This window comes from Streptomyces sp. NPDC005820, assembly GCF_040630255.1.
Taxonomy (GTDB): Bacteria; Actinomycetota; Actinomycetes; order Streptomycetales; family Streptomycetaceae; genus Streptomyces.
Map to the genome: position 1 here is coordinate 296,409 of NZ_JBEXXE010000005.1, position 12,400 is coordinate 308,808.

At 73.5% G+C, this 12,400-nt stretch carries 9 protein-coding genes; 2 read left to right on the top strand and 7 right to left on the bottom strand.

Going from position 1 to position 12,400, the window contains the following annotated elements:
* Positions 1–38 precede the first annotated feature (38 nt).
* Positions 39–1,583 carry an alpha/beta hydrolase gene (locus tag ABZ464_RS08770; protein ID WP_359272887.1) on the top strand — a complete coding sequence of 515 codons (1,545 nt, stop codon included), beginning with the start codon at positions 39–41 and terminating at the stop codon, positions 1,581–1,583.
* Between the two features lie 146 nt (positions 1,584–1,729).
* Complete coding sequence (locus ABZ464_RS08775) at positions 1,730–3,292, top strand: alpha/beta hydrolase (protein WP_359272889.1); 1,563 nt, start codon at positions 1,730–1,732, stop codon at positions 3,290–3,292.
* 65 nt (positions 3,293–3,357) lie between these two features.
* Here ABZ464_RS08775 and moeZ read toward each other — a convergent pair whose 3' ends face one another.
* From moeZ to ABZ464_RS08810, 7 genes are all read right to left on the bottom strand, one after another.
* Positions 3,358–4,536, bottom strand: a complete 1,179-nt coding sequence (moeZ, locus tag ABZ464_RS08780; RefSeq protein WP_359272892.1) for an adenylyltransferase/sulfurtransferase MoeZ — start codon at positions 4,534–4,536, stop codon at positions 3,358–3,360.
* Between the two features lie 63 nt (positions 4,537–4,599).
* On the bottom strand, positions 4,600–5,358 hold the full coding sequence (locus ABZ464_RS08785; protein WP_359272895.1) for a spherulation-specific family 4 protein: 759 nt from the start codon (positions 5,356–5,358) through the stop codon (positions 4,600–4,602).
* Entirely contained in the window at positions 5,346–6,308 is a 963-nt protein-coding gene (locus ABZ464_RS08790; protein WP_359272898.1) for an NAD-dependent epimerase/dehydratase family protein, read from the bottom strand. The genes ABZ464_RS08785 and ABZ464_RS08790 overlap by 13 nt, the downstream gene beginning before the upstream one ends.
* Positions 6,309–6,635: 327 nt before the next feature.
* Complete coding sequence (locus ABZ464_RS08795; RefSeq protein ID WP_359272900.1) at positions 6,636–7,787, bottom strand: hypothetical protein; 1,152 nt, start codon at positions 7,785–7,787, stop codon at positions 6,636–6,638.
* Positions 7,784–9,712, bottom strand: a complete 1,929-nt coding sequence (locus tag ABZ464_RS08800) for a DUF3492 domain-containing protein (RefSeq protein ID WP_359272903.1) — start codon at positions 9,710–9,712, stop codon at positions 7,784–7,786. The genes ABZ464_RS08795 and ABZ464_RS08800 overlap by 4 nt, the downstream gene beginning before the upstream one ends.
* Positions 9,713–9,907: 195 nt before the next feature.
* Entirely contained in the window at positions 9,908–11,158 is a 1,251-nt protein-coding gene (locus ABZ464_RS08805; RefSeq protein ID WP_359272905.1) for a DUF3152 domain-containing protein, read from the bottom strand.
* A 94-nt stretch (positions 11,159–11,252) separates the two neighbouring features.
* Positions 11,253–12,224 carry an alpha/beta hydrolase gene (locus tag ABZ464_RS08810; RefSeq protein WP_359272907.1) on the bottom strand — a complete coding sequence of 324 codons (972 nt, stop codon included), beginning with the start codon at positions 12,222–12,224 and terminating at the stop codon, positions 11,253–11,255.
* Positions 12,225–12,400: the final 176 nt, after the last annotated feature.

Here is a 12,400-nt window from a genome sequence, read left to right on the forward strand (position 1 = left end):
CCCGCGCGCGTGGCCTGGCCCGGCCCCACGATGGGATCATGCCGAGCCCCGCCCGTCTGCGCGCCGCCGCCCTGACCGCGACCGCCCTCCTGCTGGCCTCCGCGCTGGCCGGTTGCGGCGAGGACGCCGGGGACGAGGACCTGACGCGGCAGAAGCTCGACTGGGAGGACTGCCCGGCTCCGTCCTCCTCGCAGGGCGGCGGCAACGCCCCGTCCCCGCTGCCGGACGGCGACCGCTGGCAGTGCGCCACGATGAAGGCGCCCCGGGACTGGGCCGACCCGAAGGGTGACACCATCGGGATCGCGCTCATCCGGGCCGAGGCGAGCGGCGATCCGAGCCGGCGGATCGGGTCGCTGGTGTTCAACTTCGGCGGGCCAGGCGTCTCGGGCGTCAGTACGCTGCCGGCGTTCGGCGAGGACTACACGACCCTGCGCACCCGCTACGACCTGGTGAGCTTCGACCCGCGGGGGGTCGGCCGCAGCGCCGGTGTGAAGTGCAAGAACGACCAGCAGCTCGACGCGTACTTCCAGCAGGACTCGACCCCCGACGACGCCGCCGAGCGCGCCACGCTGCTGGACAACACCGAAGCGTTCAACGCGGCCTGCGAGGAGCACTCCGAGGAGATGCTGCCGCATGTCCGCACCACCGACGCGGCCCGTGACATGGACCTGATGCGCGAGGTCCTCGGCGACACGAAACTGCACTACTTCGGCATCTCCTACGGCACCGAACTCGGCGGTGTGTACGCGCATCTGTTCCCGAAGAACGTGGGGCGGGCCGTGTTCGACGCGGTCGTCGACCCGACGCAGACGCCGGAGCAGGGGGCCCTCGGCCAGGCCCGGGGCTTCCAGCTCGCGCTCGACAACTTCGCACAGGACTGCACGTCCCGGGCAGAGGACTGTCCCGTCGGCGACACCCCGAAGGACGTGAAGGACCGCATCGCCGCCCTGCTGGAGCGGCTCGAGACGAAGCCGATCCCCGGCGTCTTCCCACGCGTCCTGACCCAGAGCGCCGCGACCAACGGCATCGCTCAGGCCCTGTACTCGAAGGACTTCTGGGAGTACCTGACCGAGGGCCTGGAGCAGGCCTACGACGGGGACGGCAGGATCCTGATGCTGCTGTCCGACTCTATGAACGGCCGTAGCGCCAACGGCGAGTACAGCAACATCGCGGCCGCGAACGCCGCCATCAACTGCTCCGACGACAAGCCCCGCTACTCCGCCGACTACGTCGAGGGGAAGGTGCCGGAGTTCCGCGCCGCCTCGCCGTTGTTCGGGGACTTCCTGGCCTGGTCCATGGTGAGCTGCGCCGACTGGGCCGTGCCGGGCGCCGCCGACCGTCCGGAGGTCGGCGCGGCCGGCTCGGCTCCCATCCTCGTCGTGGGCAACACCGGTGACCCGGCGACCCCGTACGAGGGGGCGCGCAGGATGGCGACCGCACTGGGCAAGGGCGTGGGCGTGGAGCTGACCTACCGGGGGCAGGGGCACGGCGCCTACGGCAGCAAGAACAAGTGCGTGCAGGCGGCCGTGGACGGCTATCTGCTTCGGGGCAAGGTGCCGGCCTCCGGGACCGTCTGCTCCTGACCCTCCCCCGCTTTCCCCTCACCCCCGGAAAACCCGCAGGTCACAACGTTATCCACAGGCTCGGACGGGCGGGCCGCACTCGCCTACCATGGCCTGACAGCCGTCCCGCCGCCCGGCGCGGACGGTCGGCAAGGGGGGAAGGCTCCATGGCGCGATTCCTGCGGTGGGCGGCTCTCGGGGCCGCCGCCGTGCTCCTCGCGGCGGGCTGCGGCAGCGGCTCCTCGGACGGCGGGGAGGACGGAAAGGGGAGAGCGGCCGACGCGCGGCCGTCCGCGGGCTCGTCGGGTACGGCGACGGCGGCGGCCCTGCCGGCCTCGCTCACCGGGCAGAAGCTGGACTGGGGGCGCTGCCGGGGCGGCGCGGACTCGGCCGCACCGGGCAGCGAGTGGAGGTGCGCCACGCTGAGGGTGCCGCTGGACTGGTCGAAGCCCGACGGCAAGACCATCGGTCTCGCGCTGATCCGCGCCGAGTCCCGGGGCAGCGGCGGCGAGCGGATCGGCTCGCTGCTGTTCAACTTCGGCGGCCCCGGCGGCTCGGGCGTGACCACCCTGCCGCCGTACGGCTCCACCTTCTCCGCGCTGCGCGAGCGTTACGACCTGGTCAGCTGGGATCCGCGCGGGGTGGGCGGCAGCGAGGGCATCCGCTGCCGCAGCAACAAGGACATCCAGGCCGCCGAGTCCATCGACATCACCCCGGACACCACGGCCGAGGAACAGACGTACCTCCAGGACGCCACGGCCTTCGGCAAGGGCTGTGAGAAGGCCGCGGGCGAACTGCTGGCGCATGTGTCCACCACCGACACGGCCCGCGACATGGATCTGATGCGCCAGGTCCTCGGCGACACGAAGATGCACTACTTCGGCATCTCCTACGGCACCGAACTCGGCGGTGTGTACACCCACCTGTTCCCGAAGAACGTGGGGCGGCTGATCCTCGACGCGGTCGTCGACCCGACCGCCGACGCGGTGGGCCATGCCGAGAACCAGGCGAGAGGCTTCCAGCGGGCGCTCGACGACTATCTGAAGTCGACGGGCCAGGACCCCGAGCAGGGCACCGCGAAGATCGCGGACTTCCTGGACCGGCTCGACAACGAGCCGCTGCCGACGTCCGACGGACGGAAGCTGAGCCAGGCACTGGCCGTCACCGGGATCGTCCTGCCGCTGTACAGCGAGCAGAGCTGGCCGGCCCTGACCAGCGCCCTGGAGTCGGCGGAGCAGGGTGACGGCACCGAGCTGCTGGCGCTCGCCGACGCCTACAACGAGCGGGACTCCTCGGGGAACTACGGCACGACGACCCACTCGCAACGCGTCATATCGTGCTTGGACGACAGGCAGCGGCCGACCGCCGAGGAGACCAGGAAGCGGCTGCCGGAGTTCGAGAGGATCTCGCCCGTCTTCGGGGGCTTCCTGGGCTGGGACACGGCCGGCTGGTGTCACGACTGGCCGGTGGCCGGGCAGTACGACACCCCGGAGGTGAGCGCGCCGGGTGCGGCGCCGATCCTGCTGGTCGGCAACACCGGGGACCCGGCGACACCGTACGAGGGCGCCCGGAAGATGGCGGACGAACTCGGCAAGGGAGTCGGGGTGCTGCTCACCTGGAAGGGCGAGGGGCACGGTGCCTACGGCAGCGGGAGCGACTGCGTCGACTCGACGGTGAACGCCTATCTGCTCAAGGGCACGGTGCCGAAGGACGGCAAGGTCTGCTCATGACGACGGAGGGGGCCCCGGGCACGCGTGGCGCCCGGAGCCCCCTCCGATCAAAGACACGAACCGGATCAGTAGACCGGCTTGCTCGGCTCGATCTGGTTGACCCAGCCGATGACACCGCCACCGACGTGGACGGCGTCCGAGAAGCCCGCGGACTTCAGCACGGCGAGGACTTCCGCACTGCGGACACCCGTCTTGCAGTGCAAGACGATCTTCTTGTCCTGCGGCAGGCCCTCCAGGGCGGTGCCCAGGAGGAACTCGTTCTTCGGGATCAGCCTGGCGCCCGGGATGGAGACGATCTCGTACTCGTTCGGCTCGCGGACGTCGATGATCTCGATGTTCTCGCCGTCGTCGATCCACTCCTTGAGCTGCTTGGGAGTGATCGTCGAGCCGGCGGCCGCCTGCTGGGCCTCCTCGGAGACGACGCCGCAGAAGGCCTCGTAGTCGATGAGCTCGGTGACGGTCGGGTTCTCGCCGCAGACCGCGCAGTCCGGGTCCTTGCGGACCTTGACCTGGCGGTACTGCATCTCCAGGGCGTCGTAGATCATGAGGCGGCCGACCAGGGGCTCACCGGTGCCGGTGAGGACCTTGATCGCCTCGGTGACCTGGATGGAGCCGATCGACGCGCACAGCACACCGAGGACACCGCCCTCGGCGCAGGAGGGGACCATGCCCGGCGGCGGGGGCTCCGGGTACAGGCAGCGGTAGCAGGGGCCGTGCTCGGACCAGAACACGGAGGCCTGGCCGTCGAAGCGGTAGATCGAGCCCCACACGTACGGCTTGTTCAGCAGCACACACGCGTCGTTGACCAGGTAGCGGGTCGCGAAGTTGTCCGTGCCGTCGACGATCAGGTCGTACTGGCTGAAGATGTCCATCACGTTCTCGGCCTCGAGCCGTTCCTCGTGAAGGATCACGTTCACGTACGGGTTGATGCCAAGGACGGAGTCACGCGCGGACTCGGCCTTGGAACGGCCGATGTCGGCCTGGCTGTGGATGATCTGGCGCTGCAGGTTCGACTCGTCGACCTCGTCGAACTCCACGATGCCGAGCGTGCCGACGCCCGCCGCGGCCAGGTACATCAGCGCCGGCGAGCCGAGGCCGCCGGCGCCCACACAGAGCACCTTGGCGTTCTTCAGCCGCTTCTGCCCGTCCATCCCGACGTCGGGGATGATCAGGTGGCGGGAGTACCGGCGAACCTCGTCTACGGTGAGCTCAGCGGCTGGCTCGACCAGGGGTGGCAGCGACACGGGGACTCCGTTGGTCGGTCGATCACTACAGTTGTTCTCCCCGTAACACTGCCACGGCCTTCTTCATTCCGAGACACCCGTTCCGATCCGCGAGACGAGTTCGTCCCAGTAGCCGGGCATGGTCTCCCAGGGGTCGTCCAGTCCGCCGCGGTCCCCCCGGTCGGTGAACCAGATCGTGGCCGCGCCCTGCCAGCGGGCGATGCGCAGCGCCTCTTCGAGGTGGCCGCGGGGCACACCGTGCACCAAGTGGCAGAAGCGCTCGGGCGGATGGTCCGCGGTCCACTCGGCCACCTGCGACCAGCGGTAGTCGGTCCAGGGACCGCGGAAGGTGACGAGCTGGTCGGCGTGGTCGGCGTAGCCGGGGTGCGGGTGGGTGCCATGGCCGAGGACGATGTGGGGCGTGTCACGCAGGGTGCGCAGGGCGGCGACCGTGCGGCGGACCCCGGGGAGTTCGGTGCGCCCGGCCGGGCAGCGGTCCAGGAGGAAGCCGTCGACCTGGTACCAGTCGAGGTGCCGTCGCGCGTCGGAGAGCACCTCGGCGAAGCCGCGGACGCCGTGGCCGAGGTCGAGGTGACCGAGGACGCGGACGCCCGCGTTGCGCAGCCCGCCGACGGCCTGGAGACAGTGCGGGTCGGGGCGGACGCCGGGGCCGTCGGCGACGTTCAGGACGACCCAGTGCAGGGCCGCGCCCGTGCGGGCGAGCGAGCCCCACTCGGCCGGCGCGAGCAGGGGGTGGGCCGTGCCGGGCACGCCGAAGCCCGTACGGAGGTCGGTGGTCCCGGTGCCCGCGGTGCCCGTCGGCGTGCCGGTCAGATACGACATGCCGCCTCCATCCAGATGTCGGCGAGGGACTCCTCCAGATTGATCCGGGGCCGCCAGCCCAGCCGGTCGCGGGCGGTGCGCACATCGGCCTGCTGCCAGCTGCCGCAGCCGTCGGGGTACGGGTACGCGACCGGGCCCGCGTGGTCGGAGTCGGCGCGGGGGTGTCCGATGGCCGGCCGCAGATGGGCGCCGGGCGGACCGTCGAGCTCGTGGAGGGCGCCGCCGTATCCGGCCACGCGCGCGAGGATCGAGGCGGCGTCGCGCAGCCGGACGGCGCGCCCGGAGCCGATGTTGATGACGCCCTGGGCGGCGGAGAGGGACGCGGCGTGCACGGCGCGGGCGACGTCGCGGACGTCGACGAAGTCGCGCTGGGCGCCGAGTCCGCCGAGTTTGAGCTCGCCGTCGCCGGACTGCATGGCGCGGCGCATGGCCTCCGCGAGGCGTCCGAGGGGGGACCCCGCCGGGGTGCCGGGGCCGGCCGGGGAGAACACCCGGAGCACGACGGCGTCCAGGCCGGAGCCGAGGACGAGTTCGGTGGCGGCGAGTTTGCTGACGCCGTACGGGCCGCCGGGGCGGGGGACGGCGTCCTCGGCGGTGGAGGAGCCGGGCTGGCTCGGGCCGTACTCGGCGCCGCAGCCGATCTGCACCAGCCGGGCCCCGCAGCCGCTGCGGCGCAGGGCCTCGCAGACGGTGGCGACGGCGACGGTGTTGTGGCGGGTGAGTTCGCGGGCGCCGCCGCGGGTGGCGCCCGCGCAGTTGACGACGACCTGGGGGTGGACCGCGTCGAGGAAGCGGGTGAGCGCGCCGGGGCTGCCGGACGCGAGGTCGAAGCGGACGTCGGCGTCGTCGCCGCGGCCGAGCGCGGTGAGCTGGACGGCCGGGTCGGCGAGCAGGCGGTCGGCGACGAAGCGGCCGAGGTAACCATTGGCTCCGGTCAGCAGGACCCTCATCGTGCGGCTCCCTCGGTGCGTGCTGCGGCTGCCGGGGCCGCGGGGGCGGCGAGCGCCCCGAGTGCCGCGGCTGCTCCGGTGACCGCGGGGGCTCCTGCGACCGCGGGTGCCCCGGTGGCTCCGGTCGCTCCGGATCGGGAGGTGGTCATCTGGTCTCTCCTTCGAGGGTGGTGCGGTTGCCTGCGGCTGGATGGAGGAGCGCGTGCGTCGTGCGGTCCGCGCACGGTGGGGGTGGCGCTGCGCGCGGTGGTCGGGGGCCGGCGGACGGCCGCTGCCCGCCCCTGCGGCGCGGCGCCGCCCGGGCGGGGGTGCGGGAGGCGGGGCGGGTCAGCACGGGTGGGCCGTTCGCGCGTGGGCCGAGGCTCTGGTCAGGCTGCGGGCCGCGTGAACGAGCAGGGGCAGCACGGCGGCTGCGCAGAGCAGGGCCGGGAGGCTCGCCGGGCCCCAGGCGGTGACGACGGTCTCGACGGGAACGGACAGGAAACCGCAGCCGGGCAGCCGGGCCGCGAAGACCGTGGCCGGGGCGAGGGCTTCGACAGTGCCGGTGACGCCGACCACGACCGCCGGGACGTGGGGGAAGCCGTGGACCGTGAGGAGGCGGGCGAGGAAGAGGAGGGCGCCCAGGGTGAGGACGGGGGCGTACGCCGGGGGCTCGTCCAGGGCCGCGGCGCACAGGGCGGTCAGCGCGCCGAGGGCGGCCAGGAACAGCGTGAACACGCCGAGCAGCAGGGGCTGTACGGATGCGGTGAACTCCTCCAGGCCGCGGCTGGCGTCCAGTCGGCGGCGGGCGCGGGCGGTGAGGAGGTGGGCGCACCAGGCGGCGGGCGCGCAGGCCAGGGTGAGGGTGAGCAGGGGCGCGGGCGCGAAGGGCCACGGGCCGTCCGGGGCGCCGGTGGGCGGCCCGTCGGGCCCTCCTGCCACGGCGGCCCGCAGCAGGCCGTCGCCGAGGGCCGCGTAGGCGAGGAGCCAGTAGGTCCACAGGGCGGTCCGGAGCCGGCCGGGGCGGGTGCCGCCGCGGGGGCCGAGCGGGCCTTTGGCGACGGCCTGGCGCAGGGCGAGGGTCACGACGAGAACGCCGATGGCGGCCACGACGAGACGGGTCCGCCCCTCGGTGAGCCGCAGCCCGGCCAGCGCCGCTGCGCACAGGGCGCCCGGCAGCAGGGTGAGCAGGGCCCGGTCCGCGCGGGGGCGTGGCGGGGCGGTGGGTGCGGGGCGCGGCCGTGTGTCGTCGCCGCGCGGGACGCGGGCGTACAGCTCCTCGGCCAGGGAGAAGACGTCCCGGTGCCGGAAGCGGGCCGCGGTGCGGTCGGTGACGCCGTGGGCCTCCAGGCCGGCCGCGATCTCCAGCGGGTCGACGGCCCTTTCGCACAGGTCCCGGTGACGGTGCATCAGTGCCTTCACGGGGTCCCCGGCGCCCCGGCGGGGGGCGGCCGGCTTCTCCGGGGCGCCGGACCGGTCCAGTTCACCGAGGTCGCTCATCGCGCCCCCTCGGCCAGCGAAACCGCGGCGACGGCCGATGCGCCCGGTGCCGGTGGGCCGCCGCACGTCGATGCGCCCGGTGCCGGTGGGCCGACGTAGGCCGACGCGCCCGGTGCCGGTGGGCCGCCATACGCCGGCGCTCCCTGCGCCAGCGGGTCGCCGCACGTCGCCGCGCCCGGTGCCGGGCCGCCCGGCGCGGGTGTGGCCCGTGGGGCCGGGCCCGGCGTCGATCCGCCGCGCGCCGAGGTCCCGCGTACCGGCGGCCCCGCCGGCCAGCCCGGGCCTCGGCGGGCGGTGACCCGTGCGCCCAGGCCGGTCCAGCGGCCGGGCAGCCGGGCCTCGGCGGGGACGGCGAACGGACGGGGGTCGCCGTCCTCGTCGAGGACGACCCCGCGGGCCGGGCACTGGGAGACGATCTCCAGGTAGAGGCCGTGATACGCCTCGACGTTCTGCTCGACGGCGAAGAGCTCCAGCGCGCGGGCGCGGGCGGCCGCGCCCAGGCGTGCACGGCGTTCGGGGTCGCGCAGCAAGGCGCCGCACGCCTCCGCGAGCGCCCGTGGATTGCGCGGCGGTACGACGAGCCCGGTGCCGCCGATGACCTCGACCACCGCGCCGACGTCCGTCGACACGGTCGCCCGGCCGCAGAACATCGCCTCCACGAGGCCCACCGGGAACCCCTCGACGACGCTGGACAGGACGACGACGGCTCCGGCCGCGTAGGTCTCGGCGAGGGCGGGCGCCTGCGGGCCGCCGGGTTCCTCGAAGGACACCGGGTTGTCGCCGACGGCGTGCGGGCCCTCGGCCTCGTCGGGGAAGAGCTGGGCGGCCAGCATCCTGCAGTGTCCGAGGTAGGCCTGCCCCTCGGGACCGGCCGGCGTGCCGACGATCCGCAGGCGGGCCCTCGGCTCCTCCGTGCGGACCTGGGCGAAGGCGTGCAGCAGGGACACCAGGTCCTTCGCCGGTTCCACCCGGCCGACCCAGACCAGGGTGTGCGGATCGGCGGCGTCGGGTGCGTCGCCCACGTCCGCGAAGGGCGCGGCGTCCATCCCCGGAGGGATCATGCGCACCTTGGCGCGGTCGGCGCCGCAGCGTTCCTGCCAGCGGCGGGCGTGCGCGTTGCCGGGGGCGAGGCGGGCCGCCTGCCGGTAGGTCTCGGCGGCGAGCAGACCGTGGAAGGCGGCGAGCAGGGCGCGGACGGCGGGGCTGCCCTCGGCGGCGGTGGCGCCCGGCGCCCCCGAGTTCAGGTAGTGCGTCCGCAGCCGCACCCCGTACTCCGTCACGAGCAGTGGCACGTCGTGGAAGTGGCGCGCGAGGAGTCCGGGCAGGGCGGCCGGGCCGCCGGACGCGGCATGGCACAGGTCCACCGAGCCGAGAGCGCCCCCGTCCGGGCCGTCGGGCCCGTACCAGTCGAGCGAGAGGGGGCGCAGGGCGCGTTCGAGGTGTCCGGCGACGGTCAGCAGCTCGGGTACGCGCGCCTCGCGCGCCGTGCGCAGCGCGCCCGGGGCGCGGCAGGCGCGCTCCAGAGCGCGTACGGCGCTTTCGGAGCGGAGCGCTCCCACCAGCCCGCCCTGGTCGCGGGCGAGTTCGGCGAGGCCGTAGAGCGCACTGGCGAAACGGTCCGCCTGGGAGGGGGAGCTGTAGCACAGGGCGGCCACGAGTTCGCCGTGGCACTCGGTGAAGCGCCGGCGCGCGCGCCGCCCGTACGCGACCCCGTCGTCCTCGGCGGTCCACAGCGGTGCCGTTCGCACTCGCCTGACCTGCGGCGGAAGCGGGACGCAGCCGGATTCCTCCTGGTGCGGTCCGCTGCTGAGCGCGTAGACGTCGAACTCGTGCTGCCCGAGCCCGCGCACGAGCCGGTCGCACCAGAGTCCGGCGTCACCGCTCACATACGGATAACCACCCTCCGTCAGCAGTCCGATGCGCACGCACGCACCCCCGATCTCCCGTCTGGGGAGCCGCCGTTGACCCGGCGGCTCGCAGCGGGAAGAACGTATGCGGACAAGGCGGTGGCGCGACGGACGGTTGTCCATCGCGCCACCAAAAGGGGTGAACGGTCGTAACTTTCCCGTGCGGGTCGCGTTCGGTCGCGCTAAGAGTTCACTCGGATGCGAAACGTCACGTCAGCCCTGGGGGTACGGCCAGGGGTTCGGCAGACAGTGGATCCCGTTGCGGTCGAGGAACTTCGTCTGCTGCTGCATGACGGGCGCGAGATCCCCGTCCTTCTGGCAGTTCTCATGGTGTTTGCCGAGCCGGTGACCGACTTCATGGTTGATCAACATCTGACGGTACGCATGGATCGCGTCACCATATGTACGTGATCCCTGGGCCCATCTGTACGCATTGATCATGACGCGTTCGGTGGCGGCCGAGTCGCAGGAGACGTTGTCCTCGGTGGTGTCCAGGCCTGACTTGTCGCACCAGAAGGCGGTGGTGCCGGGGCTGGCGAGGGTGATGACGAAGTCGGGCTGCCCGGAGTGGATCCGCTCGAAGGTGCGCGCGTTGCCGTGCGCCCAGCTGCGGTCGTCATTCAGGGTCTTCTGCACGGCCTGCGCGAAGAGCTCACCGTCGAGACCGAGCCCCTGCTCCACGTCCACCCGGTAGGTGAACTTCTGCCCCTTGCCCGGCGCCTTGGCGATGCCGGGGATCGCGTCGAACTTCCCGGACCCCTTGAGCTTGGCGTCGAGGGTGTACTTGGTGTCCATCTTCTGCTCGTACGTCAGCGTCACGGGCGCCGGGGACGCGGACGTGGACGGGCTCGGCGCGGCGGACTCCAGGGCCCCGCCGGCGGCCTTCCCGGCGGCCGACTGCGACTGGACGCGGTCGTCGTCGCGCCCAACGGTCACCTGCCCGGCCACCACGACGGCCAGCACGGTCGTGACCGCCGCGGCGGCGATACCGGTGAAGGTCCGCCCCTTGGCGCTCCTGCCGTCGGCGGGTGCACCGGTGGGCGGCGCGTCGTCGTCCGCGCCGTCACCGTCCGGGGAGGAGAGGCCGCCCCCGTACGGATCGCCCTGGTGCAGGCCGCCCCGGTGCAGGTCACCCCCGTACAGGCCGCCCGCGTACGAGTCGGACGCGCGCGTGGGCGTGAACGGCCGTCCCGCGCGCGTGAAGACGTCGTCGGCGCCCGGTTCGAAGGCGTCGAGGTACTCCTGGCGGGGACCCGGTCGCGGGCCCTGCGGCGGGACCGGGCGCTGACGCGGTATCAGCGGCTGCCCGGTGGCGCCCGCCTGGCGGCCTCTCAGGTCGCCCCAGCCGCCCCCGGCCTCCCGCTGCTCGGGGTGTCCGCCGCGGACCTGCGGAACGCCGCGCGCGGGAGTGCCGTCGGGGTACCGGGGCACTCCGTGGGACGGCGTGCCGTCGGGAAGCAGCACGGGGGTGCCGTCGGCCCCGGAGGAGGCACGGGAAGAGTTCTTGGGTGCGCTCTTGGGCGCAGGTCCACGCCGGCTGTGGCGTCCCACGTGAGTCTCAGCCCCCCGGTTTCGCGTCGGCGGTATCGGCGAGCAGCTCGCGGAACGCGGCGGCCACCGTCTCCGGGTACTCCATCATCGCCACGTGCCCGGCGTCCGGCAGGGTGAGCAGGCGGGAGTCGCGGAAGGCGCGGGCGGCGCGCTGGGCCATCCGGAAGCCGACGAGCTGGTCACGGCCGCCGTAGATCAGCAGGGTGGGCGCGAGCACCCGCTCGGCCTGGCGCCACAGCCCGTGCTGGCCGCCCAGGGTGTAGGCGCTGAGCAGCCCGCGCGTGGAACGGGTCAGGGCGTCCCAGAAGTACGGCAGCTGCAGCCGCCGCTCCAGTTCCTCCACCGCGTGCCGGAACGCCTCCGGGGAGACGCTGCCGGGATCGCCGTAGCAGAGCGCGAGGACGCCTCTGACGCGCTGCTCGGCCGTCCACTCCCGGGTGAGCCGGCTGAAGAGCGCGGTCACCCCGGGCAGGCCGGCGAGCCCGGTCGGGATGGCGGTGCGCTGCACGCGCAGCTCGGGCAGGGCCGGCGAGACCAGGGTCAGGGTGCGGACCAGGTCGGGGCGTACCGCCGCGACGCGCGTGGACACCGCGCCGCCGAGGGAGTTGCCGAAGAGGTGCACGGGGCCGCGGCCGGACGCGTCGAGGTAGCGGATCACGGCACGCGCGTGTGCCGTGACGGAGTAGTTGCCGTCGTCCGGGGGCGGGGAGTCGCCGAAGCCGGGCAGGTCGACGGCCTCGCTCGCCACCGCCCCGTCGAGCAGGGCCATCAGCGCGGACCAGTTCTGCGAGGAACCGCCGAGGCCGTGGACGTACAGGGCGGGTTCGAGCCCCTCCCGCGCGGGCGGCCTGGACCGGACGGTCAGGGTGACGCCCGGCAGACCGACGGACCGCAGCCGCTCGCCCTCCGCGACCCTGACGGAGGCCACCTTCGGCAGCACACTGGTGGGCGGCACTGACGGCAGCTCGGTCGAAGACATGCGGGCAATGTTACGAGACGATCACGTGCGGCCATGTGTGTTCGGCGTCACAAGAGCGGGGCGGGGCGGGCGCCGATACCGGCGCGATCCGGGGGCGCATCGCATAGCGTCCGAAACGGGTGTCTCCTAGGCTCGTACTGAGGGCACCCGCTTGTGGCCCCCGCGTGTTCCGGGGG